The 26763-nt window shown below is 73.2% G+C and carries 12 protein-coding genes (1 of these 12 running past the window's edge); 6 read left to right on the forward strand and 6 right to left on the reverse strand.

All coding sequences use genetic code 11. The features are described from left to right. Positions 1-15651: the 5' portion of a non-ribosomal peptide synthetase gene (locus CG747_RS01775; protein WP_100599779.1), read on the reverse strand. The gene continues 7665 nt to the left of window position 1, outside the view; the window shows 15651 of its 23316 coding nt (coding positions 1-15651); the start codon lies at positions 15649-15651; the stop codon falls past the left edge of the window. Positions 15652-16525: 874 nt separating this feature from the next. Between CG747_RS01775 and CG747_RS01780 the strand changes: the two genes are divergently transcribed. From CG747_RS01780 to CG747_RS01805, 6 genes are read left to right on the forward strand one after another with little or no spacing between them, the layout of a single operon-like run. Further along, complete coding sequence (locus CG747_RS01780) at positions 16526-17383, forward strand: 3-hydroxyacyl-CoA dehydrogenase family protein (RefSeq protein WP_100599780.1); 858 nt, start codon at positions 16526-16528, stop codon at positions 17381-17383. Continuing rightward, entirely contained in the window at positions 17383-18063 is a 681-nt protein-coding gene (locus CG747_RS01785; RefSeq protein ID WP_100599781.1) for an O-methyltransferase, read from the forward strand. The genes CG747_RS01780 and CG747_RS01785 overlap by 1 nt, the downstream gene beginning before the upstream one ends. Beyond that, positions 18060-18341 carry an acyl carrier protein gene (locus CG747_RS01790; protein WP_100599782.1) on the forward strand — a complete coding sequence of 94 codons (282 nt, stop codon included), beginning with the start codon at positions 18060-18062 and terminating at the stop codon, positions 18339-18341. Before CG747_RS01785 ends, CG747_RS01790 begins: the two co-directional genes overlap by 4 nt. After that, positions 18334-19434 (forward strand): acyl-CoA dehydrogenase family protein, encoded by a 1101-nt coding sequence (locus CG747_RS01795; protein WP_100599783.1) that lies wholly within the window; start codon positions 18334-18336, stop codon positions 19432-19434. Before CG747_RS01790 ends, CG747_RS01795 begins: the two co-directional genes overlap by 8 nt. After that, positions 19431-20396: a 3-oxoacyl-[acyl-carrier-protein] synthase III C-terminal domain-containing protein gene (locus CG747_RS01800; RefSeq protein WP_100599784.1), complete on the forward strand. Its 966-nt coding sequence runs from the start codon at positions 19431-19433 to the stop codon at positions 20394-20396. Before CG747_RS01795 ends, CG747_RS01800 begins: the two co-directional genes overlap by 4 nt. Further along, positions 20393-21532 carry an HAD family hydrolase gene (locus tag CG747_RS01805; RefSeq protein WP_100599785.1) on the forward strand — a complete coding sequence of 380 codons (1140 nt, stop codon included), beginning with the start codon at positions 20393-20395 and terminating at the stop codon, positions 21530-21532. The genes CG747_RS01800 and CG747_RS01805 overlap by 4 nt, the downstream gene beginning before the upstream one ends. Positions 21533-21637: 105 nt before the next feature. On the opposite strand, the gene CG747_RS01810 is transcribed toward CG747_RS01805, so the two are convergent. From CG747_RS01810 to atpA, 5 genes are all read right to left on the reverse strand, one after another. Beyond that, positions 21638-22081: a DUF2550 domain-containing protein gene (locus CG747_RS01810; RefSeq protein ID WP_100599786.1), complete on the reverse strand. Its 444-nt coding sequence runs from the start codon at positions 22079-22081 to the stop codon at positions 21638-21640. 143 nt (positions 22082-22224) lie between these two features. Beyond that, positions 22225-22608: a F0F1 ATP synthase subunit epsilon gene (locus CG747_RS01815; RefSeq protein ID WP_100599787.1), complete on the reverse strand. Its 384-nt coding sequence runs from the start codon at positions 22606-22608 to the stop codon at positions 22225-22227. A 106-nt stretch (positions 22609-22714) separates the two neighbouring features. After that, on the reverse strand, positions 22715-24157 hold the full coding sequence (gene atpD, locus CG747_RS01820; RefSeq protein WP_100599788.1) for a F0F1 ATP synthase subunit beta: 1443 nt from the start codon (positions 24155-24157) through the stop codon (positions 22715-22717). A 5-nt stretch (positions 24158-24162) separates the two neighbouring features. Beyond that, on the reverse strand, positions 24163-25080 hold the full coding sequence (locus CG747_RS01825; RefSeq protein WP_100599789.1) for a F0F1 ATP synthase subunit gamma: 918 nt from the start codon (positions 25078-25080) through the stop codon (positions 24163-24165). Between the two features lie 20 nt (positions 25081-25100). Continuing rightward, a complete protein-coding gene (gene atpA, locus CG747_RS01830; RefSeq protein WP_100599790.1) occupies positions 25101-26693 on the reverse strand; it encodes a F0F1 ATP synthase subunit alpha in 1593 nt (530 codons plus the stop codon). Positions 26694-26763 lie beyond the last annotated feature (70 nt).

Genomic DNA, 26763 nt, shown 5'->3' on the forward strand with positions numbered 1-26763 from the left:
CTCGGTGCGCCCGTGCGCGAACGCGCCGGCGGTACGGAGCCGTTCCAGCAGCCGGCCGGCGATCAGCCGGTCGAGTTCGTCCGCGGACAGGGCCGCCGGGGCCGGGGCGGCGGGGATGCGGGTGTCCTCCTTGAGCCGGGCCAGGCCGCCCGCGGGCGCGGTCGGCGGGCGGTGCCGCGCCGGGTCGCCGTCGGCGGCGGGGGCGGGGGCTGCGTCGTCGAAGGCGCCGGGGAACCGCTCGGCCAGATGGGCCGCCAGGTCGCGGACGGTGGTGTACTCGAAGAGCAGCGTGGGGGCCAGTTCCTGGCCCACGGCGTCCTGCACCGCCTCGACCAGGCCCAGCACCTGCACCGAGTCGATGCCCAGCTCGTAGTAGCCGGAGGTCACCGGTATCGACTGCGGCGCGCGGCCCAGGTGTTCGGCCAGCAGCCGCCGCAGGAACTCCTGCGCGCGGGCGGTGGCGGTCGCGCCGGGCAGCGCTCCCCCGGCGGCGGCCGGGGCTTCCGGCCCCGCCGCGCCGGCGGCGGGCGCCACGGCCTTGCTGGACAGCTCGGACAACTCGGCCACCTGCCGGCCCTCCTGGTCGAAGAAGTCCACGGAGAGCCGGACGATCTCGCCGCGGCGGCTCACCGAGGAGCGGCGTACCCGGGCCGTGCAGCGCTCGGTCAGCGGTCCGGTCGTGCGGAACGAGGACAGGTGCAGCGGCAGGAACGCCCGGCCGTCGGTGTCGAGCAGCGCGCCGGCCGCGACCGTCCCGCCGAGCAGCAGGGCCGGGTGCACCAGGAAGTCGCCTGGTGCGGCGGTGAGTTCGGCGGTCAGCTGCTCCTGGTCGGTGCGGACCAGGCCGTCGGCGCGCGCCGCGCCGCGGTACCGCTGGCCGTTCCCGGCGTCCCGGTCGTAGGTCTCGGCCAGCGGCCTGGGAGTGCCGTGCGGGTGGCTCACCAGGTGCTCCCGGAAGGCCGGCGGGCCGGTCACCTCGACCTCGGCCGTGGCGTAGGGCTCGCCGTCGGTCACCGTGACCTGCCACCGGCCGGGCCCGTCCGGGGCGCAGCGGACCTCGGCGGTCACCGGCCGGTCGGTGACGTCCAGCGGCCGCAGCGCGGTGAGGTTGCGGACCGTCAACTGCTCGACCGGGTGCCCGTGGTCGCGGAACACCCCGGCGATGAGGTCGGGGTAGGCCAGTGCGGGCAGCAGGAACCGGCCCTGCACCTGGTGCCCGGCGATGACCGGGGTCGCGGTGGAGAGCGGCACCTCGCCGCGCGGCGGGGCGTCCTGGGGTGCCGGGGGCGGGGCCGGGCGGGTGCGCACCGCGTCGGCGGCGGGCAGCCAGCAGCGTTCGCGGGCGAACGGGTAGCCGGGCAGCGGCACCAGCGGGCCGTCGCCGGGCCAGTCGACCTGCGCGCCGCGGACCCAGGCGGCCGCCAGCTCGCGCGGGGTGCGGTCCGCGGCCGGGGCGGCGGAGCGGACCGCGGTGCCGGTGAGGACCTGCGGTGCGGGCGCGCCCGCCAGGTGCCGGTCGAGCGCGGCCACCAGGTCGGTCACGCCGTCGAAGACCACGGCGAGGCGGTGGGCCATCGGCTCACGGGTGCGCAGCGTCGCGGCGAGCGCGGCGGGGTGGGTGTCCCGTCCGTCGCCGCGGAGGAACTCCGCCATCCGCGCGGTGTGTTCGGTGAGCCGCTCCGCGTCGCGTGCGGAGAGCACGCAGACGTACGGCGGCTCCGGCACGGGGGGCTGCGTGGGTGACACGAACTCCTCCAGGATCACATGGGCGTTGCTGCCGCCCGCGCCGAACGCGCTGATGCCGGCGGTGCGGGGCAGCGGACGGCCCGCGGCGTCGACGCGCGGCACCCAGGGGGCGAGTTCGCGCTGCAGCCGGAAGGGGGTGGCGTCCAGGTCGAGGTGGGGGTTGAGGCGTTCGGCGTGCAGCGAGGGCACCAGCTCCCGGTGCCGCAGCTGGAGCAGGACCTTGGTCAGTGCGGCCATGCCCGCGGCCGACTCGGCGTGGCCGATGTTGGACTTCACCGAGCCGATCGGGATGCGCACCCCGTCCAGGTCGTGTCCCTGGAAGGCGCGGGCCAGGCCGCTGATCTCCACCGGGTCGCCGAGCGAGGTGCCGGTGCCGTGCGCCTCCAGGTAGTCCAGTTCCGCGGGGGTCAGACCGGCCCGGGACAGCGCCTCGCCGATCATCACGCCCTGGGACCGGGGGTTGGGCACGCTGAAGCCCTTTCCGGCCCCGCCGTGGTTGACCGCCGTGGACCGGACCACGGCGAGGATGCGGTCACCGGCCGCCTCGGCCGCGGAGCGCCGCTTGAGCAGCACCGCCCCGGCGCCCTCGGCGGGCACGTAGCCGTCGCCGCCCTCGCCGAAGCTGCGGCACCTGCCGTCGGTGGACAGGAAGCCGCCCTTGGCGAGCTGCAGGTACTTCAGCGGGTGGCTGGAGACGTTGACGCCGCCGGCCACCGCCACCTCGCAGTCCCCGTCCCGGATCGCCCGGCAGGCCAGGTGCAGGGCGGTGAGCGAGGACGAGCACATGGTGTCGAGGGCGATGCTCGGGCCGTCGAAGTCGAAGAAGTAGGACACCCGGTTGGCCACCGAGGCGTACGACGACGAGGTGGCCGCGCCGTCGCCGCGCAGGGCCTCGTCGACGCCGTACAGCTGGTAGTGGCCGTACATCAGGCCGACGAAGACGCCGGTGCGGACCGTGGACAGCGCCGCCCGCGAGGTGCCCGCGTCCTCCAGGAGGTGCCACACCGTCTGCAGGAAGATCCGCTCCTGCGGGTCGATGTGCTCCGCCTCCACCTGGGACATGCGGAAGAACATCGGATCGAACGACGCCACGTCGGAGAGCCAGCCGCCCCACTTGGCGTACGTCTTGCCGGGGGCGTCGCGGTCCGGGTCGTAGAACCGGCCGTGGTCCCAGCGGTCCTCCGGCACCTCCTCGATGCTGTCCTTGCCGGCCCGCAGGTTGCGCCAGAACTCCCGCAGGTCGTCGGCCTGCGGGTAGCGGCCGGCCACCCCGACGATCACGATCTCGTCCTCGGGGTCGGGTTCGGCCGCGGGGTCGGGCACGGTGGCGTGCACGGCCGGGCCGGGGACGGCCGCGGCGGGGACCACCGCCGCCTCGGCCGCGGCGGGGAGCGTGCCCACCGCCGCCTCGGCGGCCGCGTCCTCGGCGCCCGGTGCGGACGCCCGCCGGGGGGCGGCCAGTTCGCGCATCGCGGCGGGGTGCCCCTCGGCCAGGTACGCCGCCAGCTCGCCGATCGTCAGGTACTCGAAGAACAGGGTCTTGGACAGCGGGCCGAACCGCTCCTCCAGTGCCCGGGTGAGGCTCAGCACCAGCAGCGAGTCGACTCCGTAGTGGTCGAACGGCTCGTCCTCCGCGACGTCGTCGAGCGGCATCTTCAGCTCGGCGGCCAGCAGTTCGCGCAGGAACGCGACGGCGGCGGGGCGGAGCGCACCGTCGTCCGGGGCCGGCCCGGCCGGGGCGGCCGCCGCGGGAACCGGCTCCGGCTCGGCGGGGCGCCGGCGCAGGGCCTCGGCGATCCGCCCGCGGTCGCCCGCGGTGAGCAGGACCCGGGAGGCGCCGGTGGCCAGCGCGCCCTCCAGGGCGTCGAGTGCGGCCCCGGTCGGCAGCGGCTCCATGCCGAACTCGCGCCGCATGCCCTGCCGGGCCTCGGCGGTGAGGGTCATACCGCCGTCGCGCCAGAGCGACCAGTCGACCGTCAGGCTGCGGCCGGGGCGCCGCTCCAGATAGTGGTCCAGGAAGCTGTTGGCGACGGCGTAGTCGGTCTGCCCGACGTTGCCGAACACCGCGGCGGTCGAGCCGAACGCGACGACGTAGTCGGGGTCGTCCGCCCGGGTCGCCTCGTCCAGGTGGACCAGGCCCCGCACCTTGGGCGCGAGCACCGCGTCGGCGTCCGCGCGGCTCTTGTGCAGCGCCAGCGAGTCCCGCAGCGTGCCCGCCGCGTGCACCACACCGGCGATCCGCCCGAAGCGGCGCCGGGCCTCGTCCACCACCCGCTCGACATCGGCCCGCACGGCGACGTCGGCCGCCAGGTGCAGCCAGCCGTCCGGCAGCGGTTCGGCCGGTGCGGTCCGGCTGATCAGCACGATGCGGGCGCCGGGGTGCGCGGCGATCCGCTCGGCGACCAGCCGCGCCAGCTTGCCGGAGCCGCCGGTGATGAGGTGCGCGCCGTCCCGGGCCAGCGGCGAGGCGCCGGTCCTGGGGAGGGCGAGTTCACGCCAGCCGCGGGCCGCGCGCCGGCCGGTGCCGGTCCGCACCTCCGGCTCGCGGCCGGGGAGTTCGGCGAGCACCAGCTCGGCGAGTTCCCGGACGGAGGCGGTGGCGGAGCCGGTGCGGGCCAGCACGCTCATCCGGATCGCGGGGTACTCCTGGCCGATCGACCGGGCGAGGCCGTCGAGCGCACGGTGCGCCGCCCCGGCGGCCCCGGCCCGGTCGTCGTGGACGTACAGGTAGCGCAGCGGCCCGCCGCTTGCGGCGATCCGGTTCCGGCAGACGTCGAGGGCCGTGTGGAACCCGTCGCGCAGCGCGGCGTCGAGCCCGTCCCCGGTGGCGAGGTGGACGACCTGCGAGGCCGTCTCCACGCCGCCGACGCGCACCGTCAACTCCGGTGCCAGCAGCGCCAGTTCGTCGCGGAGTGCCTGGGCGCGGCCGTCCCCGGTGTCGAGGACGGCGAGCGGACCGGCCGCGGCCCGCGGGGCGGGCTCCGGTGCGGTGTCCGCCTCCTGCCACACCGGTTCGAAGGCGTGCACCGCGGGCTCGGCCTGCGGTACGGCGCGCAGGGTGAAGCGCTCGATGCGCGCCACCACCGTGCCGTCGGGGGCGGCCAGGACGATACGGAAGACCTGGGCGTCCGCGCCGGTCTCCACCGCCTCGGCGTGCACCAGGCACTCGGCGGGGAGTTCGGCGAAGAGCTGCACCGACCCGATCGAGTAGGGCAGGTGCGGTGTCGAGCCCTCCACCAGCCAGCCGGCCGTCTGGAGCGCGCCGTCCAGGAGCGAGGGGTGGAACCGGTACGCGCCGTTCTCGGGGCGGCGCAGCCGCGCCAGGGCCTCGCCGTCACCGAGCGCCAGCTCCTCGATGACCTGGAAGGCCGGGCCGTAGCGGAAGCCCAGGGTGTGGAAGTAGGCGTAGGCCTCCTGCCGGGTCCGGTGCCGTTGGCACCGGGCGCGCACCGCGGCCGGGTCGATCCGGCCGGGGGCCGGCGCGGCGTCCGCGCCGGGCGCGTCGAGCACCACGCGACCGCGGGCGTGCGGGCGTTCGCCGACGACCTCGAACGCGCCGGAGGGCGCCACCACCACCCGCAGGTCCTTGGGGTGGCCGGGCCGGAGGGCGACGGGCGCGGCCCACACGACGTCGTCGATCCGCCGGACCGCGGCCGCGCCGTGCGCCCGCTCCCCGGCGAGCCGCGCCATCTCCAGGTACACCACGCCGGGCAGCACCAGCTCCTGGCCGACCTGGTGGTCGGCGAGGTAGAACTCCGCCCCGGTGAGCCGCTTGGCGAAGGCGGCCTCGACGAACGTCGAGACGTTCTCGTCCAGCAGCGCGGCCGGGTCGGCCGGGGCCGGGGCGGCGCTCGGCGCCCCGCCGTCGGCCGGGGCCGCGGCGTCGACCCAGTGCCGGGTCGGCTCGAACGGGTAGGTGGGCAGCGCGATCCGGCGGGCCGGCGGCAGTGCGGACCAGTCCACGTCCGCGCCGTCGGTCCACAGCTGGGCCAGGGACGCGAGGTCCCGCTCGGCCGACAGCGCGCGGACGAAGTCCTGCCAGGCCGCGCCGCGCGAGGCCGCGGTACGGCGCCGGTCACCGCTCACCCGGGCGCGCAGCGCCCCCGCCCCGGCCCGGCCCTCGGCACCCGCGTCCAGCTGCGCCAGGAGTTCGGCGCGGTCGCGGGCGACGAAGGCGAGCCGCTCCTCCATGGCGTCCCGGCCGGTGCGCAGGGTGAAGGCGACATCGGCGGGCGCGGGCTCGGTCCGCCGGACGAAGGCGGCCAGCCGCCGGGCCTGTTCCCGCAGGCCGCGCTCGGTCCGGGCGGACAGCACGAACAGGTCCTCCGCGGCGCGGTCCGGACCGTGCGGTACGGCCGGCGCCTCCTCGATCACCACATGCGCGTTGGCGCCGCCGAAGCCGAAGGAGCTGACGCCCGCGCGGCGGGGCAGCGCGGAGCCGTCCTCGGCCACGGGTGCGGACCACGGCCGGGTGGTGTCGACGATCTCGAAGGGGCTCCCGTCCAGTTCGAGGTAGGGGTTGCGCTCGCGGAAGTGCAGGCTGGCCGGGAGGGTGCGGTGCTGGAGCGCGAGCACGACCTTGAGCAGTCCGGCGATCCCGGCGGCGGCTTCCAGATGGCCGATGTTGGTCTTCACCGAGCCGATGCCGCAGCCGGGTCCGGTCGCCTCGGCGTCCCCGCGCAGCCGCCCGAACGCCTCGGTCAGACCGGCGATCTCGATCGGGTCGCCGAGCGCGGTGCCGGTGCCGTGCGCCTCGATGTAGCCGACCGTGCGGGGGTCGATGCCCGCCGCCCGGTAGGCGTCGACGAGCAGGTCGGCCTGCGCGCCGGGGTTGGGCGAGGTGAGCGAGGTGGTGCGGCCGCCGTGGTTGACCGCGGCCGCCTTGATCACCGCGGCCACCCGGTCGCCGTCCCGGCGGGCGGCCGCGTGGTCCCGGAGCACGACCACGCCCACGCCCTCGCCGCGAACGTAGCCGTTGGCGGAGGCGTCGAACGCCTTGCAGCGGCCGTCCTCGCTGAGCATCTCGTTGCGGCTGAGGGCGGTGTAGAGCCCCGGGTCGAGGATCAGGCTGACCCCGCCCGCGATGGCCAGGTCGCAGGTGCCGTCGCGCAGGGCGGTGACCGCCTGCTGCACGGCCGTCAGCGAGCTGGAGCAGGCGGTGTCCACCGCGACGCTGGGGCCGCGCAGGTCGAGGAGGTACGAGATCCGGTTCGGGATGATCGACTGGGCGGCGCCCGTGAGGGTGTGCGGCTCGGCCGTCCGTCCAGCGGCCCGCTGCACCTCGGTGTAGTCGGAGTTGGTGGTGCCGATGAAGACCCCGACCCGTCGGCCCGCGAGGTCCGAGGCCCGGTAACCGGCGTCCTCGATCGCCGACCACACCACTTCGAGGAGCAGGCGCTGCTGGGGGTCCATCAGCTCGGCCTCGCGGGGCGAGATCGCGAAGAAGGCGGCGTCGAAGCGGTCCACGCCGGAGAGGAAACCGCCCCAGCGGGAGCGGGAGCTCTCGGTGTGCGCCCGCCAGTCCCAGCGGTCGGCGGGGATCTCGGTGACCAGGTCCCGGCCCTGTGCCAGGTTCTCCCAGAACTCCGTGAGATCGGCGGAACCGGGCAGCCGGCCGGCCATGCCGACGATCGCGACGTCACCGGTCCCGGTGCGGTCGGCGACGGCCGGGCCGCTGCCGAACGCCGCGCCGGTGGGCGCGGTGCCCTCGGCGTTGACGGCGTTGACGGCGTTCACGGTGCCCTCGGCGTTCACGGCGTCCGCAACGGGCACCGGGCCACCGGTCCCGGCCGGCGGTGCCTCCTCGTGCGGTCCGTCGCCGCGGCCGGCCCCGGCGAGGTGGGCGGCCACCGCGGAGACGGTCGGGTAGCGGTAGAACAGCGTCGGCAGCACCTCGGTGCCGTACCGCTCGCTGATCCGGGTGCTGAGCGCGGTGAAGCTGACCGAGTTCATGCCGAGTTGGCCGAGCGGGACGTCCGGGGGGACCTGCGCGGGGTCCGTGCCCAGGAGGTCCGCGATCAGCGCGGTCAGCTCGGCGGTACGGACCGCGGAGGTCGCGGAGGAGCCCGCGGCGCGCGCCGGGATCTCCGGGGCGGCCGCGGCGGCCGGTGCGCCCGGCCCTGCCGACCCGGTCAACTCCGCCAGGGGCGCGTCGGTCAGCCGGCCGCGGTCCACCTTCCCGTTGAGGGTCTGCGGCAGCGACGCCACCGGGACCAGGACCTCGGGGACCATGTGCGCGGGCAGCCACCGGGCCAGCGCCTCGCGGGGCGGCGGCGCGCCGCCGTCGAGCTCCAGGAAGGCGTGCAGGACGTTCTCACCGCCGGTGCGGCGCGCGACCACGGCGGCCTCGCGGACCCCGGCCTGCGCGCGCAGCACCGCCTCGATCTCGCCCGGTTCGATCCGGAAGCCGCGGACCTTCACCTGGGCGTCGAGCCGGCCCAGGTACGCGATCCGGCCGTCGGGCAGGGCGCGCACCAGGTCGCCGGTGCGGTAGCGGCGGACGCCGTCGGTGGTGACGAACCGTTCGGCGGTCAGCTCCGGGCGGCCCAGATAGCCGGTGGCCAGGCCCGCGCCCCCGATGTACAGCTCGCCGGGCACGCCTGCCGGGACCGGTCGGCCCCGGGTGTCGAGCACGTGCAGTTCGGTGTTGGCGATCGGGTGGCCGATGGTGACCGGCTCACCGGGCGCGAGGCGGCACACGGCCGACCAGATGGTGGTCTCGGTCGGCCCGAACATGTTCCACACCTGGCCGGCGCGGGCCAGCAGCTGCTCGGCGGTGTCCTGGTCGAGGGCCTCTCCCCCGCACAGCACCTTCAGGTCGGGGTCGCCCGACCAGCCGGCGGCGAGCAGCATCTTCCAGGTGGCGGGGGTGGCCTGGACGACCGTGGCCGGGCTCGCGTCGAGCAGGCGGCGCAGCAGGACGCCGTCCCGGGCGACCTCGGTGGGCACGATCTCCACCCGGCCGCCGGTGATCAGCGGCAGGAACAGTTCCAGGGCGGCGATGTCGAAGCAGACGGTGGTGAGCGCCAGCAGGTGGTCGCCGGCCGTCAGACCGGGTTCCTCGGCCATCGACAGCAGGAGGTTGGCCAGCGCCCGGTGCGGCACCTGGACGCCCTTGGGGCGGCCGGTCGATCCCGAGGTGTAGATCACGTACGCGGCGTCGTGCGCGGTCGGCCCGGCGGTCGCCCCGGGCCCGCCGGTGCCGGCGGTGCCCTCGATGCCGGCGGTGCCCTCGATGCCGTCGATGCCGTCGTCGGTCGCGTCGACCTGCAGGACGGGGGTGCCGAGGTCGGGGTGCGTTGCGGAGGAGCGCACCAGCAGCAGGTGCAGTCCGGCGTCCTCGGCCATGTACCGCAGCCGCTCGGCCGGGTAGCCGGGGTCCAGCGGCACGTAGGCGCCACCGGCCGCGAGCACGCCGAGCAGCGCGACGAGCATGTCCGCGGACCGGTCGACCAGCACGCCGACCCGGCGTCCCGGCGCGACTCCGCGGCGCCGGAGGCGGTCGGCGAGCGCGTCGGTCCGGGCCACCAGCTCCCGGTAGGTCAGCGTGGTGTCCGGGTCGGACACCGCGATCGCCTCGGGCGTGCGGCGGGCCTGCTCGGCGAGCAGGGCGGGCAGGACGCGGTCCTCGGGGTAGTCGCGCCGGACCCGCCGGTGCCGCTCCTGGGCGGCGCCCAGTTCGTCGGCGCTCTGCACGGGCAGCCGGTCGACGGCGCGGTCCGGTCCGGTCAGGGCCGCGTCGAGCAGCACGCCGAAGTGCGCGCCGAGCCGCCGCACGGTGTCCTCGTCGAAGAGGTCCGGGTTGTACTTGAGGCAGTACCGGGCGCCCTCGGGCTCCTCGACGACCTCCAGCGTGACGTCGAACTCGCCTTCCTGGTGGACGCCGGGGAACACCCCGGACACCGGTGCGGTGTCGTTGTCGTCCTCCACCCAGTTCTGGAAGTAGAAGGCGGTGTCGAAGAGGCGGGACGCGCGCAGTTCCTGGGCGAGGGTCAGGAGCGGGTAGTCGCTGTGCTCCAGGGCCGCGAGGACGGTGTCCCGCACGTCGCGCAGCAGGGTCCGGAAGTCCTGCTCCGGGTCGATGTCGTGCTTGAGGACGACCATGTTCATGAAGTAGCCGAGCACCTCGGCGTACTGCGGGGACGGGCGCCCGGCGACGGGGGTGCCGATCAGGACGCGGTCCTGCTGGGAGTAGCGGTGCAGCAGGGTGGCGTAGACCGCGAGCAGGACGGCGAAGAGCGAGGTCCGCTCCTCGGCGGCCAGCCGGCGGGCGGCCTGGATCTGCCGTGCGGTCAGCCGGCCTTCGACCGAGGCGCCGCGGTAGCTCGGCACGGCCGGGCGGGGGCGGTCCAGCGGGAGCTGGAGCGCGGGCAGGTCGCCGGAGAGCTGCCGCAGCCAGTAGGCACGCAGCCGGTCGCCGTGCTCCGAACCCAGCATCTCCGTCTGCCAGTCGACGAAGTCGGCGAAGGTCGCGGACGGCTCGGTGGCCGGCGGGCGCTGCCGGTAGAACGCGGACAGCTCGCGCAGGAACACGGCGATGGACAGGCCGTCGAAGACGATGTGGTGGAAGGTGAGCAGCAGGACCCGCCGGCCGTCCGCCAGGGCGAACAGGGTGGCCCGCAGCAGCGGCCCGCCCGCCAGGTCGAAGGGTTCCCGGACGGCCGCCCGGGCCGCCTCGCGGACCTCGTCCGGGTCGCCGGTGGCCAGCTCCCGCCGGTCGAGGACGATTTCCCGGGCGGGTTCGATGATCTGCTGGTCGCCGGTCACCCGGGCGCGCAGCTGGGGGTGCCGGTCGACCATCGACCGGAGCGCCGCGCGCAGGGCGGCTTCGTCGGTGTCGGGTGCGAGCCAGAAGGCCAGCGGCAGGTTGTAGGCGTAGTTGCCGGGGGCGGTCCGCTCGATCACGCTCAGCGCCCGCTGGCCCGCCGAGAGCGGGAAGGCGACGGCTTCGGCGCGGGGCTGCGGCGCCGGGGCCTGCCCGGCGCCGGGCACGTCGTCGAGCCCACCGTCGGGCCCGTCGCCGATCAGTCCGGCGAGGTGGTCGGCGACGTCGCGCAGGGTGGGGTGCTGGAGCAGGTCGCCCAACCGGACCCGGAGGCCCAGCTCCTCCTCGATCGCCGCCGCGATCTTCATGCCGCTGAGCGAGTCGAAGCCGTAGTCGGACAGCAGCCGCTCGGGGTCGGCCGGTTCGTCGAGCTTCAGGGTGGCCGCGACGATGTCGCCGAGCCGGGACAGCAGCCCCTGGCCCGCCGCGGCGGCGCGGTCGGCCGGCGGCGGCGCCGCGGCGGCCGGCGCGGTCGCCGGGGCCTGCGCGGCGGGGGCGGTGTGCGCCCCGATGATCACGTGCTGGCCGAGGGTCGGACCGCGGTCCAGGACCAGGGCGTCGGTGAAGCCCTCCTCGATCAGGAGCCGCTGCCAGGTCTGCGGGGTGGCCAGCGGGGCGTCCTTGATGCGCAGCTCCGGGTCGGTGAAGGCCCACCAGCCCTCCAGCACACCGCCGGTGACGGTGATGCTGCTGCGGATCGAGGTCAGTTCGTTGAGCACCAGCCAGCCGCCGGGGCGCAGCAGTTCGCGGGCCGTGCGCAGCGTGCGGCGCAGGTCGCCGGTGGCGTGCACGACGTTGGTGGCCACCACGACGTCCGTGCCGCCGGGGGTGAAGCCCTGGTCGGCGAGGGGCCGTTCGAGGTTGAGCATGCGGAACCGGGTGAACGGGTGGCGGGCGCCGAACCGCTCCTCCGCGGACTCCAGGAACTGCGGCGAGATGTCGGTGAAGACGTACTCGGCGCGGTCGGCCCAGGGGGCCAGTGCGGGCAGCACCCGGTCCGTGGTGGCGCCGGTGCCGGCCCCGAACTCCACGACGCGCAGCCGCTCACCGGCGCCGAGTGCGGGCACCCGCCGCCGTGCGTACTCGGCCACCGTCTCGGCGACCAGCGCGTTGAAGGCGTCGGTCAGCGGGTTGCCGCGGTAGAAGTCCTCGACCAGTTCCATCGACGCGTTCGGGAACATGATCTCGGTGGCGCCGACCTCGCCGCGCAGCACCTGCGGGTAGCTGCGCAGGAACAGCCGGGTCAGCTCCACCGTGGCCCGGATGTCCGGGTGGTCGGCGGCTATCCGGTCCAGTGCGCGTTCCCGCGTGTCCGCGGGGGTGCGGTCCCCGGCCGCGAGGACCTCGACGGCGTCCCCGCGCACGGCCAGGTGCCCGGCGCCGGCGAGGATGTTCAGCAGGGCCGCGTGCAGCCGGTGGTACTTCGGCACGATGCCGAGCCGGTCCGCGAGGCCGGTCACGCTCTCCCGCTCGCCGGGCCGGGTGAAGGCCCCCATCTGCCGGTAGACGTCGAGCAGCGCGGATTCGCAGAGCGCGGAGAGCCGGTCGTACCCGGCGAGGACGGCTTCGGCGCCGGGGCCCGCGGGCGCCGGCCGGGCGATCCGGCCGGCCAGTGCCGAGGCGCGGTGGCCCAGCACCTCCAGGGCCTGCCGGTCGGCTCGGATCGGCATGACCTGGACGGGGCCGTGGACCAGCACCCGCTCCAGGGCGTCCAGTCCTTCGCGCACCGAGAACGCCTCGACGCCGTTGCGCCGGAAGATCTGCGCAAGGCCAGGCTGCGCTCCGGAGCCGACCTGGCCCCAGTAGCCCCAGTTGACCACCCGCACCGGGTACGGGAGGCGGGTGGCCAGCACCCGGCCGTAGGCGTCCTGGAAGGAACTGGCGGCCACGTAGGCGGCGTTGCCCGCGGCGCTCACGAAGGAGCCCACCGAGCTGAAGAAGGCCAGGAAGTCCAGGGGCTCGTCCCCCAGCGCGTCGGTCAGCGCGACCGAGCCGTCGATCTTGGCGGCGAGCGCCGTGCGCAGTTCCGCCTCGGTGAGTTCGGCGAGGGTGCTGGCGTTGAACGCCATGGCCGCGTGGAAGACGCCGTGCAGCGCGCCGAAGTGCTGCCGGGCCTCGGCCAGCGCCGCGCGCAGCGCGGCCGGGTCCGCGGCGTCGGCGCGCAGGTGCACCAGTCGGCCGCCCGCCGCGTGCACCCGCTCTTCGGTGGCGCGCTGTTCGGGGCCGAGGGGGCCGCGGCTGACCCAGACCAGATTGGCCTGGTACCGCTGGGCCAGCTCCTCCGAGAGGGCGCGGCCGATGCCTCCGGTCCCGCCGACCAGGAGGTAGGTGCCGCCGCTGCGGTAGGGCGAGTGGTCCGGTGCCGGGAGCGGGGTCTCGACCAGGCGCCTGACGTGGCGTCGGCCGGCCCTCAGCAGGACCGCCCGCCCGCCCGGGTCCGGGGGCTCCACGAGCACCGCGGCCAGTGCCGCCGACGGCTCGGTGTCGGCCACGTCGACGCAGGTGACGTCGAGGTCGGGGCGCTCGGCGGCGACGATCTGGGCTAAGCCCAGGATCCCCGCCGCGTGCGGGTTGTCGTCGTACGCGCCGCTGGTCACCACGGTGAGCCGGGTGCCGAGGCCGTGGGTGCGGAACAGTGCCAGCACGCCGTCGCGCAGCCCGGCGGCCACGTCGTCCGGCCGCCGCAGCCCGCCGAGGTGGTAGAGGTGCCGCACCGGGGCGGTGAGCACCGCCGCCGGGTCGTCCCGGTCGAGGCGGACCAGTGCGGCCCCGGGGTGGTGGCGCAGCAGCGCCTGGGCCAGGGCGTCGGGTTCGCCGGCGGTGAGCACCGCCACCCGGCCGGTCTCCGGTGGGGCGGGGTGCGGGGCGGTGAGTTCCTCGGGGCACCAGACCGGCTGGTAGTAGCCGAGTTCCCGGCCGTCCGGCAGCGCCGGGGCGGTGGCGGACGGCCGGGCGGCCGCCTCGGGCCCGGCGGCTCGGGCAGCGCCCGGCGCGGGCAGCGCCGCCTGTGCGGGCAGCGGGATCCAGTAGCGCTTGCGGGCGAACGGGTAGGTCGGCAGGCCGATCCGGCGGGCGCCGGTGTCGGGCCAGTGCGCCTGGGCGCCCTCGGTCCACAGCCGGGCGGCGGTGTGCAGATCGCCGTCGGCCAGGGCCCGTGCGAGGCGGTCCCGCGCGTCGCCGCCGAGCCCGCGGCGGGTGCGGCTGCTGTCGTTGAGCTCGATGCCGGTCTCGGTGCCCGAGGCCACCGCCCGCAGCACGTCGCGCACCCGGTCCGGGCCGGTCGCCGGGAACGCGAGCCGGACGTCCAGCTGCTCCCGGCCGACGCGCAGGGTGTGCGCGAGGTCGGCGAGGGAGATCGCCGGTCCGCCGCCGGCCAGTTGGCGCAGCGAGGCCGTGCCGGGCACGGTCGTGTCCCGGCCCAGCCGCTCGCTCAGCGCGGTCAGTTCGGCCGCCGAGCAGCCGTGGTCGGCGAGTTCCCCGTCCGGGTCCAGGTCCTCCGGCCGGACCCGCAGGACCTCGGCGGCCACCCGGAGGCAGGTGTCGAGCGAACCGGCGTCGGCGGGCTGCCGGTCCAGGAAGTCGGCGAGCTCGCCCGCGTGGGCGCGCAGCCGCTCCTCGCTGAGGGCGGACAGCACGATCAGCTCGGGGCCGGTGCCGTCCGGGGTGGCCGCCCGGCTCCCGCGGTACTCCTCGACGACGAGGTGCGCGTTGGCCCCGCCGCCGCCGAAGGAGCTGATACCGGCCCGGCGCGGCAGCTCCCGCTCCCGGCCGTCGGCGTCGCGCACCACCGGACGGGTCCAGGGCGCGGCTTCCTGCTGCACCCGGAACGGGGTGCCGGACAGGTCGATGTCCGGGTTCAGTTCGGCCGAGTGCAGGGAGGGCGGCAGGACGCCGTGCCGGAGCTGCATCAGCACCTTGGTCAGGCCCGCGATGCCGGCGGCCGACTCCAGGTGGCCGATGTTGGACTTCAGCGAGCCGATGGCGCAGCTGCCCGGTTCGGCGGCGTCCCCGGTGCCGGCGCGGAACGCCTCGCGCAGCCCGGCGATCTCGATCGGGTCGCCGAGCGGGGTGCCGGTGCCGTGCGCCTCGACGTAGGTGACGGTGCGGGGGTCGATCCGGGCCCGGCGCAGCGCGGCGCCGATCACCTCGGCCTGCGCCGCCGGGTTCGGCACCGTGTAACCGCTGGTCCGGCCGCCGGCGTTGAGCGCGGAGCCCTTCAGCACGGCGTAGATGCGGTCGCCGTCGGCCTCCGCCTCGGGCAGCGGCTTGAGGAGGACGGCGCCCACGCCTTCGCCGTCGACGAAGCCGTCGGCACCGGCGCCGAAGCTGCGGCACCGGTCACCGCGGGAGATCATCTGGCGGTCGGCGAGCATGCCCAGGTGGAGCGGGTGCAGGATGAGGTTGACCCCGCCGGCGATCGCCACCCGGCACTCCCCGCGCCGCAGGCTCTCGCAGGCCAGGTGGATGGCGGTGAGCGAGGCCGAGCAGGCGCTGTCCACGGTGAGGCTCGGTCCGCGCAGGTCCAGGACGTAGGAGACGCGGTTGGCGAGGGACCAGTGGGCGGAGCGCGCGTGGGTGTGCACGCCATAGGCGCTGCTCTCCCCGGCCAGCAGCTCGTAGTCGTTGTTCATCACGCCCGCGAAGACACCCACCGGATTTCCGTCGCTCAATCCGCGCGGCCGGTATCCCGCGTCCTCGACCGTCGCCCATGCCGTCTCCAGGAACAGCCGTTCCTGCGGGTCCATCTCTTCGGCGTCGGAGGGCGAGATCTGGAAGAGCAGCGGGTCGAACTTGTCGACGTCGGAGAGCCAGCCGCCCCACTTGCTGTAACTGCGGCCGTCTTTCGCCTCGGGGTGGAAGTGCGAATCCACGTCCCAACGGTCGGCGGGCACCTCGCTGATGCAGTTCCGGCCGTCGGCGATATTGCGCCACAGTTCGTCCGGCGTGCGGGCCGAAGGGTAGCGCCCGGCCAGCCCGATGACCGCGATATCCACGTCGGCCGCGGTATCCGGAGCGGTGGGAGAGCCCTGCTGCTGTACGGCAGCCAGCAATTTCAGGAGAAGAGCACGCTTGTCGTCCATAGACCTTCGTCTCGCCCGGGTGACATAGCTGAACGGATATCTCGACCGGCCACCGCACCGCGCCGTGCCGTCAGGCAGGGCAGCGCTCGGTAGACATTCAAATGAACACCAACGAAAACTTCAGGACTTGCGTCGCGGAAGGCGACGTACGGGCCTGCTAAAAGGCCCTTGCATTGGTATGGGGAGAACTACCTTCGGGCTTCATGGCCGGCAGAGCCCAGACAGGCGGACTGCAGCAACCCAGCATCCTCAACCCCCGTTGACACACTGTCGTCAGCAGCTCAGGCGGAAGGCGCCCGCCTGCTCCTCTGAGACGGGAACGTAACATCGATTCTCAAGGGGTGGCAAGTGATTCGATCAAGGGACATCTCGACCGACTCCGGGTCTCACCTGGAGTATTACCCGGACGCCGCAGGTCACGGCCAGTACGTCGGCAACTCCCCCGGGCATAGTCCGAAAGTTCACCAGCGGAACCGGAGCGGGCTTTCCGGAACGAACGATTCCGAGACCAACTCAGAACAATCATGCTACGGTCCAGACTCCGGCGGACCCAAGTGGAGGGTTATGACTTCGCATCGCAGACCCCCACGCATTACACCGGTGTAATTCACGGAACGAAGCACTCCGGATTCCTCGACCGGCGCGTCCGCACACCGGATTCGACACCCGGGCCGGGCAAGGGGCAGCGCCCCCCGCCCCGGCCCGTTCACCCGCGCCCGCCGCGGGTCACACCCCTGTCGGCCCCTTGAGGAATTCGGTCCGCACCCGGACCGCCACTTTCAAACTTTCAACAAATCACAAACCTCGACCTACTGCCTGAGCAATGCAATTAATTGTGCTGTCAACCGCTAGGTAACGGAGGTATGCGGTGACAATGGAAGACCCGGCCGCGCGACTGGCCGTGCTGGGAGCCGGTGTCATGGGCGTCAGCATCACGACGCTCGCCCTCGGCCAGGGCGTCCCGGTGCTCCTGGTCGAGACCGACCCGCAGAAGCGGGCGGGGGCCCGCGCCAGGATCGAGCGCGAGCTGCGGACGGCACACCTCCTGGGGGCCCGTCCGGACGTTCCGCAGGGGCAGTTGGAGATCACCGACTCGCTCGGCGACTGCCGCGACGCCGACGCGGTGATCGAAGCGGTCACCGAGGACGCCGGGCTCAAGGTCAAGGCACTGACCGAGGCCGGTGCGATGACCGGCCCCGGCACCGTGCTGGTGACCAACACCTCCTCCATCCCGGTGGACGAGCTGGCGACCCAACTGCCGTATCCCGAGCGGCTGGTCGGCGTCCACTTCATGAACCCCTCGTACCTGATCCGGACGGTCGAGGTCATCCGCGGCGCCCGCACCGGCGAGCCGGCCGTGGAGGCCGTCCGGCGGGTGCTCGCGGCGCTCGACCGGCGCGGCGTCTTCGTCGGCGACGGCCCCGGCTTCGTCACCAGCCGGGTGCTGCACCGCATGATCAACGACGCGGCGCGGGTCGTACAGGAGGGCCGGGCCACCGCCGAGGACGTGGACACCCTGATGCAGGACTGCCTGGGGCACCGCACCGGGCCGCTGCGCACCGCCGACCTGATCGGCCTGGACAACCTCGTGGACTCCCTGTGGGTCCTGCACCAGCGCACCGGCGACGAGGGGTGCCGCCCCTGCGACCTGCTGCTGCAGAAGGTGCGCGACGGCGAGCACGGCCGCAAGAACGGCCGCGGCTTCTACACCTACCCGGGCGCGGTGGTCTGATGGCCGATCAACTCACCCTCGACGACCGGCTCCGGGACTACGTCCGGCAGGTCTCGCTGCGCGACGACGACGTCCTGCGCGACCTGCGCGCCGAGACGGCGGGCATGCCGATGCTCCAGGCGATGCTGGTACTGCCCGAGGAGGCGCAGTTCCTCGCCCTCCTGGTCCGGCTGACCGGCGCCGCGAAGGTGCTGGAGGTGGGCACCTTCACCGGCTACAGCAGCCTGTGCATGGCGCGCGCCCTGCCGCCCCACGGCACGGTGGTCACGTGCGACAACAGCGAGCGCTGGACCCGCATCGCGGCCCGCTACTGGCAGCGCGCCGAGGTCGCCGACCGGATCGACCTGCGGCTCGGCGACGCGGCCGAAACCCTCGACGCCCTGCTCGCGCAGAGCGGCCCCGACAGCTTCGACCTGGCCTTCATCGACGCCGACAAGGCCAACTACTCCCGGTACTACGAGCAGTCCCTGGCGCTGGTGCGGCCGGGCGGACTGCTGGTGCTGGACAACACGCTGTTCTTCGGCCGGGTCGTCGACCCGACCGTGCAGGACCCGGACACCCTGGCCATCCGCGAACTCAACAGCCGGCTGCGCGACGACGAACGCGTGGACATCTCCCTGCTCGCCGTGGCGGACGGCCTCACCCTCATCCACAAGAAGCCCGAGAGGAAGCCGAGATGAGCGAGTCGACCACAGAGCGCCGGTTCGTGGCGGAAGACGTCGAGACCGAGCTGAAGCAGTTCCTGGAGAAGAGCACCAAGACCAGCTGGGCGTCGGACACCGACCTGTTCGCCGACGGCGGCGTCTCCTCGATGTTCGCGATGGAACTGGTCGTGCACATCGAGCGGACCTTCGGCCTCGCCATCGAAGGACCGGACCTCAGGATCGACAACTTCCGCACGGTGAACGACATGACCGCTCTCGTGCTCCGCCTCACCGGGTCCGACGCCGGTGAGTGACGACCTCCCGGGCCTGATCAGCGCGGAGGTCGGCGACCGGGCCGCGGCCTGGGACCTGGCCGGCACCATACCGGTGGAGGTGCTCCGCAGGCTCGGCGCGGCGGGCGCGCTGTGCGCCGAGGTCCCCGCCGAGTACGGCGGCCCCGGCCTGTCGAGCCGCCGCAACGGCGAACTCACCGCCCACACCGGGGCGCTGTGCAGTTCGCTGCGGAGCGTGATGACCTCCCAGGGCATGGCGGCCTGGACCATCCAGCGGTTCGGCACCCGCCCGCAGCGCGCCGAGGCGCTGACCCGCCTCACCCGCGGCGACCTCGCCGCCGTGGCGTTCAGCGAACCGCAGGCCGGCAGCGACCTCTCGGCCATCGCCACCACGGTCAAGGACGACGGCGACACGGTAATCCTGAACGGGCACAAGGTCTGGTCCACCGCGGCCGGATACGCCGACCTGTTAGTGGTGTTCGGCCGCTACCAGGACGGCGCGGCCGCGGTACTGGTACCGACCACGACCCCCGGCGTCACCGTGCGCCCGGTCCCCCAGCCGCTGGGCTGCCGCGCGGCCGGCCACGCCGACGTACTCCTCCAGGACGTACGCCTGCCGGCCACCCAGGTGCTCTCCGGCACCAGCCAGTCCCTCCCGCTGCTCACCACCCTCGCGCTCACCTACGGGCGGATGTCGGTCGCCTGGGGCTGTGTCGGCATCATCCGCAGCTGTCTGCGCGCCGCCGCCACCCACGCCCGCGACCGGGAGCAGTTCGGCAAGCCCCTGGCCGAGCACCAGCTGGTCGCCCGGCACCTGGCCGAGCTGCTGGTCGCGGAGCAAACCGCGACCAGGGTGTGCGAGCACGCCGCCGGCTGCTGGGACGACCGGTCCCCCGAGCTGAGCACCGCCGCGGTGCTCGCCAAGCACGTCTCCGCGGGCCATGCCGCCCGCTCCGCCGCCACCGCGGTGCAGGTCCTGGCCTCCGCGGGTTCGGTGGACGGCGAACCGGTGGCCCGGGCGTACCGGGACGCCAAGTTGATGCAGATCATCGAGGGCAGCGAGGAGATCTGCCAGCTCATCCTCGCCGAGCGAGCGCTGGAAGGGGCCGTATGAACGCCATCGGAATCGGGGCGGTGCACTGTCTGCTGCCGGACGAACAGGTACCCGTCGCGGACCTGCCCGAGCTGGCCCGGCTGAGCGACGAGGAGCTGAAGTTCGCCGAACAGGCGGGGGTCGGCACGGTCGGGATCTTCCCGGACACCGAGCCGACCGAACTCGCCGCCCGGGCCTGCCGGGAGCTCATGGCCACGCAGTCGGAGGTCCCCGACCTCATGCTGCACATCGGGTCACGGGCACCGGACGTGCTGATCGGCTCGGACGCCGGGAAGATCGCCCATCTCGCCGGGCTGGACGGCACGTTCCCGTTCACCGTCGACGGCCTGGGCTGCGCCGGCTCCTCGGCCGCCTGGGGCCTGGGCCGGGACCTGCTGCTGGGCGACCCCGGCCGCAAGAGCGTCCTGATCACCTACGGCAGCCGCCCGACCGCCGCCGACCGGGTCCGCCGACCGGTCACCGTGATCGGGGACGGCGCCTTCGCCATGACCCTGGTCCGGGGCGGCCGACCGGTGCTGAAGGCGCACCGGATGGAGGTCGACAGCTCCTTCCACGACCTGTTCAAGGTGGACTACAAGCACCGGCCGTGGTCGCAGTGGCGCGAGGAGTGCACCGACAACGACCGCTACTCCTTCGAACTCGCCATGCACAGCCGCAACCGGCTCGGCGACCTGGTCGACCGGGTCCTCGCCGACGCGGGCCTGGGCAAGGACGACGTGGCCGCCGCGCTGATGCAGAACGTCACCGCCAGCGCCTACGACTTCTACCGGATCTCCCTGGGCCTGCCGATCCACCCCGTGTGCGCCACGCACCTGGCGGCGTACGGCCACCTCGGCCCGATGGACGTCGTCCTCAACCTGGACCGCCTGCTGGCCACCGGCGAGGTCGACCCCGGCCGGCACGTCCTGGTGCTCAGCAACAGCCCCGTCGCGGCCTGGACCGTGACGCTGTGGGAAGTATGAACCCCGCCCCGGCAAAGGAGAACGAGCAAGTGACGGAACCGCCTGTCACCGTCAAGTGCCTGGTCTGGGACCTGGACAACACCCTGTGGCGCGGCACGCTGCTGGAGGACGACGCCGTCGAGGTCCCGGACGCCCTGCGCGAGGTGATCGCCACGCTCGACGCACGCGGCATCCTCCAGTCGATCGCCAGCCGCAACGACCACGACCAGGCATGGGAACGCCTGGAGAAGCTCGGGCTGGCCGAGTACTTCGTCCTGCCGCAGATCGGCTGGGGCGCGAAGTCCGCCTCGGTCCGGGCCCTCGCCGACGAACTGAACTTCGCGCTGGCGACCATCGCCTTCATCGACGACCAGCCCGCCGAGCGCGCGGAGGTGGCGTTCCACCACCCCGAGGTCCGCTGCTACCCGGCCGAGGACGCGGCGTCGCTGCCGGACCGCCCGGAGTTCACCCCGGCCGTGGTCACCAGCGACGCCCGCCGCCGCCGGCAGATGTACCAGGCGGGCCTCCGCCGGGAGACCGAGCGCGCCGAACACGTCGGCACCGACGAGGAGTTCCTGCGCTCGCTCGCCCTGGAGCTGACCATCGGCCGGGCCGGCGCCGAGGACATCTCCCGGGTCGGCGAACTGACCCTGCGCACCAGCCAGATGAACGCCACCGGGGTGCACTACTCCGAGGAGACCCTGCGCTCCCTGCTGGCGGACGAGCAGCACGAGGTGCTGGTCGCCTCGCTCACCGACCGCTTCGGACCGCACGGCGCGATCGGCGTGATCCTGCTCGACCGGCGTCCGGACACCTGGCACATCAAGCTGCTCGCCACCTCGTGCCGGGTGGTGTCCTTCGGGGTGGGGGCGGCGCTGCTGCGCTGGATCACCGACGAGGCCGCACGGGCCGGCCAGTCCCTGACGGCCGCGTTCCGGCGCACCGAGCGCAACCGGATGATGGAGGTCGCCTACCGCTTCGCCGGGTTCCAGGAGGCCGAGGGCGCGGCCGCCGGGCCGGCGCCGGGCGAGGAGGGCACCCAGGTCCTGTGCCTGGAGCCGACCCGGCAGGACCCGCCGTCCCACCTCAAGGTCGTCGCACCGCGGCTGTTCAGCCCCTCGCGCGACCTGACCCGCTGGGTTCCCGGCACGGACTGACCGCACGGAACGGACCGCGTTCGCGCCGCTGCCCGCCGGGCGGCGGCGCGAACGGCCGTCGGCCACCGCGCCGCGCCCTCCGGGACCGGTGCGGTGGCCGTCGGCTCAGGCCACGTTGACCCGCTGGCCGGGGGGCGCCGCCTCCAGCCAGGCCAGGAATCCGGTGAGGGCGTCCTCGCTCATCGCCAGCTCGACGCGGGTCCCGCCCAGCGCACAGGCCAGCACGATGGAGTCGGAGAGCAGCGCGAGCTCCTCCTCCCCCTGCGGGGTGCGGCGCTCCAGCACCTCGATGGCGGACCGCTCCAGCAGCCGGCGCGGCCGCGGCGCGTACGAGAACACCCGGAACCACTCGATCCGGTCACCGTTGTACCGCGCCACGCCGTAGATCCAGCCCTTGCCGCTGGGCTCGTCCTCCGGCACGTTCCACCGGAGACTGCAGTCGAACGTCCCCCCGGAACGCTGGATGAGCCTGCGCCGCAGCCCGAAGACGAACAGGCCCAGCAGCACCAGTACCACGACGATGCCGCTCACAAGCAGAGCGAGGACCATCCCGACCGACCTCCTCGCTACGTTGGGGTTACCCCCGGGTGGAGTCCGGGGATAGGGAAACGCACCTGCATTGCCTCAGCCGCGGACCGCTCCGGAACTCCGGGCAGCCCGCGGCTGAGGATCGATCTCGTCGGTGACGGGGCTCAGTGAACGCCCGCCACCGCACGCAGCCGGACATCGGCGCGACGCTCGGCGGCCGCGTCGGCCGCCGACTTCGCTCGCTCCAGGGCCCGCTCCGCGCGCTGGACATCGATCTCGTCCGACAGCTCGGCGATCTCCGCGAGCAGAGACAGCTTGTTGTCGGCGAACGAGATGAAGCCGCCGTGCACCGCGGCGACGACGGTGCCGTCCCCGCTCTCACCGGTCGTACGAATCGTCACCGGGCCCGACTGCAGCACGCCGAGCAGCGGCTGGTGTCCAGGCATGACGCCGATGTCGCCCGACGAGGTGCGCGCGACGACCAGGCTGGCCTCGCCGGACCAGACCTGACGGTCCGCGGCGACCAACTCGACGTGCAGCTCAGCCACGATGGCTCCTCGGGTCTCCACCTGCCTGGTGTGGCAGATGTTGGGTCAAATACTAGTGGTCGTCCGGCCCGGAGGCGGCCAGGGCCGCCCCCGGGACCGGCGGGGGTCAGGAGACGCCCAGCTCCTTGGCGTTCTTCTTCAGGTCGTCGATGCCGCCGCACATGAAGAAGGCCTGCTCGGGGAAGTGGTCGTACTCACCGTCGGCGATCGCGTTGAACGCGGTGATCGACTCGTCCAGCGAGACGTCCGAGCCGTCGACACCGGTGAACTGCTTGGCAGCGTGGGTGTTCTGCGACAGGAAGCGCTCGATACGACGGGCGCGGTGGACGATGAGCTTGTCCTCCTCGCCGAGCTCGTCGATACCCAGGATCGCGATGATGTCCTGCAGATCCTTGTACTTCTGCAGGATCGACTTCACGCGCGAGGCGGTGTCGTAGTGCTCCTGCGCGATGTACCGCGGGTCCAGGATGCGGGACGTCGAGTCCAGCGGGTCCACCGCCGGGTAGATGCCCTTCTCCGAGATCGGACGCGACAGCACGGTCGTGGCGTCGAGGTGCGCGAACGTGGTGGCCGGCGCGGGGTCGGTCAGGTCGTCCGCGGGGACGTAGATCGCCTGCATCGAGGTGATCGAGTGACCACGGGTCGACGTGATGCGCTCCTGCAGGATGCCCATCTCGTCGGCCAGGTTCGGCTGGTAACCCACGGCCGAGGGCATACGACCCAGCAGGGTCGAGACCTCGGAACCGGCCTGGGTGAAGCGGAAGATGTTGTCGATGAAGAACAACACGTCCTGCTTCTTCACATCGCGGAAGTACTCCGCCATGGTCAGACCGGCCAGGGCCACGCGCAGACGGGTGCCCGGGGGCTCGTCCATCTGGCCGAAGACCAGCGCGGTCTTGTCCAGAACGCCGGCCTCCTCCATCTCGTCCATGAGGTCGTTGCCCTCACGGGTGCGCTCACCGACGCCGGCGAAGACGGAAACGCCCTCGTGCAGCTTGGCCACACGCATGATCATTTCCTGGATCAGAACGGTCTTGCCGACACCGGCGCCACCGAACAGACCGATCTTGCCGCCCTTGACGTACGGGGTCAGCAGGTCGACGACCTTCAGGCCGGTCTCGAACATCTCGGTCTTCGACTCGAGCTGGTCGAACGCGGGGGCCTTGCGGTGGATCGCCCAACGCTCGGTGACCTGCGACGCCGCCTCCGGCTCGTTCAGGATCTCGCCGAGGGTGTTGAACACCTTGCCCTGGGTGATGTCGCCGACCGGGACGGTGATGCCCGCGCCGGTGTCGACCACCGGGGCCTGGCGGACCAGGCCGTCGGTGGGCTGCATCGAGATCGCACGGACCTGGCCTTCGCCCAGGTGCTGCGCGACCTCAAGGGTCAGCGTCCGCTTCTCGCCCGGGTTGGCCGGGTCGTCGACCTGGACGTGCAGCGCGTTGTAGATCTCCGGCATCGCGTCGACGGGGAACTCCACGTCGACGACCGGGCCGATGACCCGGGCGACGCGGCCCGTGGCAGCGGCCGTCTCAACAGTGGTGGTCATAGTTGTCAGTCACTCCCCGCGGTCGCGTCGGCCAGTGCGGCACTGCCGCCGACGATCTCGCTGATTTCCTGGGTGATTTCGGCCTGGCGGGCCGCGTTGGCAAGCCGCGAGAGCGACTTGATGATCTCTTCTGCGTTGTCGGTCGCCGACTTCATCGCGCGCCGGGTGGCGGCGTGCTTGGAGGCGGCGGCCTGCAGCAGTGCGTTGTAGATCCGCGACTCGACGTACCGCGGCAGCAGGGCGTCCAGGACGTCCTCGGCCGACGGCTCGAAGTCGAACAGCGGGAGGATCTCGCCCGTGGGCGTCTCCTCCGACTCCGCCGTCTTGTCGAGGCTGAGCGGCAGCAGACGGTCGTCGAGCGCCGTCTGCGTCATCATCGAGATGAACTCGGTGAAGACGATGTGGAGTTCGTCCACGCCGCCCTCGGCGGTGTCCTGCTGGACGGCCGCGATGAGCGGTTCGGCGATCTTCTTCGCATCCGCGTACGTCGGGCTGTCGGTGAAGCCGGTCCACGCTTCCACGACCTTGCGCTCGCGGAAGTTGTAGTACGACACACCCTTGCGGCCGACGATGTAGACGTCGACCTCCTTGCCCTCGGCCTTGAGCCGCTCGGTGAGCAGGTCCGCGGCCTTGATGACGTTGGAGGAGTAGCCACCGGCCAGACCGCGGTCGCTCGTGATGAGCAGCAGCGCGGCCCGGACCGGCTTGGCCGCCTCGGTCGTCAGCGGGTGCTGGGTGTTCGAGCCCGTGGCAACCGCCGTCACCGCGCGGGTCAGTTCACTCGCGTACGGCGTCGATGCCGCCACCTGGCGCTGCGCCTTGACGACGCGCGAGGCGGCGATCATCTCCATCGCCTTGGTGATCTTCTTGGTCGCGGTGACGGAACGGATGCGACGCTTGTAGACCCGGAGCTTGGCTCCCATGGATCAGGTCCCTTCCGTCGTCACTTGCCGGTGCCGGCCGGGGCGTCCTCGCCGAGCAGCTTGCCGTCCGAGGTCTCGAACTGCCGCTTGAAGCCGTCGATGACCTCGGAGATCGCACCGATGGTGTCGTCCGACATCTTGCCGCCCTCGCGGATGCTGGTCAGGAGGTCCTTCTTCTCCCGGTGGAGGTAGTCGAGGAGCTCCCGCTCGAAGCGGCGGATGTCCTCGACCGGGACGTCGTCCATCTTGCCGTTGGTGCCGGCCCAGATGGAGACGACCTGGTCCTCGACCGGGTACGGGGCGTACTGGCCCTGCTTGAGCAGCTCGGTCATGCGCTTACCGCGCTCCAGCTGCGCCTTGGAGGCCGCGTCCAGGTCGGAACCGAAGGCGGCGAACGCCTCCAGCTCGCGGTACTGGGCGAGGTCCACGCGGAGCCGGCCGGAAACCTGCTTCATGGCCTTGTGCTGCGCGGAGCCACCGACGCGGGAGACCGAGATGCCGACGTTGAGCGCCGGACGCTGGTTCGCGTTGAACAGGTCCGACTCCAGGAAGCACTGGCCGTCGGTGATGGAGATGACGTTGGTCGGGATGAACGCCGACACGTCGTTCGCCTTGGTCTCGACGATCGGGAGACCGGTCATCGAGCCGGCGCCCATCTCGTCGGAGAGCTTGGCGCAGCGCTCCAGCAGACGCGAGTGCAGGTAGAAGACGTCACCCGGGTAGGCCTCACGGCCCGGCGGGCGGCGCAGCAGCAGGGACACGGCGCGGTAGGCGTCGGCCTGCTTCGAGAGGTCGTCGAAGACGATCAGGACGTGCTTGCCCTGGTACATCCAGTGCTGGCCGATGGCCGAGCCGGTGTAGGGCGCCAGGTACTTGAAGCCCGCCGGGTCGGACGCCGGGGCGGCGACGATGGTCGTGTATTCCAGCGCACCGTTCTCCTCCAGCGCGCGGCGGACCGACGCGATGGTGGAGCCCTTCTGGCCGATGGCGACGTAGATGCAGCGGACCTGCTTCTTCGGGTCGCCGGAACGCCAGTTGTCGCGCTGGTTGATGATCGTGTCGACGGCCAGGGCGGTCTTGCCGGTCTGGCGGTCGCCGATGATCAGCTGACGCTGGCCGCGGCCGACCGGCGTCATCGCGTCGACGCCCTTGTAGCCGGTGGCCATCGGCTCGTGGACGGACTTGCGCTGCATGACCGTGGGGGCCTGCAGCTCCAGCGCGCGGCGGCCTTCGGTCTCGATCTCGCCGAGGCCGTCGATCGGGTTGCCCAGCGGGTCGACGACGCGGCCGAGGTAGCCCTCGCCCACGGCGACCGAGAGCACCTCACCGGTGCGCTGCACCGGCTGGCCCTGCTCGATGCCGCTGAACTCACCGAGGATGACCGCACCGATCTCGCGCTCTTCCAGGTTCAGCGCAAGACCGAGCGTGCCGTCCTCGAACTTCAGCAGTTCGTTCGCCATCGCCGAGGGCAGGCCCTCGACATGCGCGATGCCGTCACCGGCATCGCTGACCGTGCCGACCTCTTCGCGCGAGGCCGCGTCCGGCTTGTACGCCTGGACGAAGTTCTCCAGCGCGTCCCGGATCTCCTCCGGCCGGATCGTGAGCTCCGCCATCTGGGTTCCCTGCTCTCCTTGTTGGGCCCGAAGTTACGTGCGGCTGTCCGGGGGCTCGTCCCCCGGAGTT

Origin of the sequence: Streptomyces sp. CB02959 (assembly GCF_002803155.1) — a bacterium.
Taxonomy (GTDB): domain Bacteria; phylum Actinomycetota; class Actinomycetes; order Streptomycetales; family Streptomycetaceae; genus Streptomyces.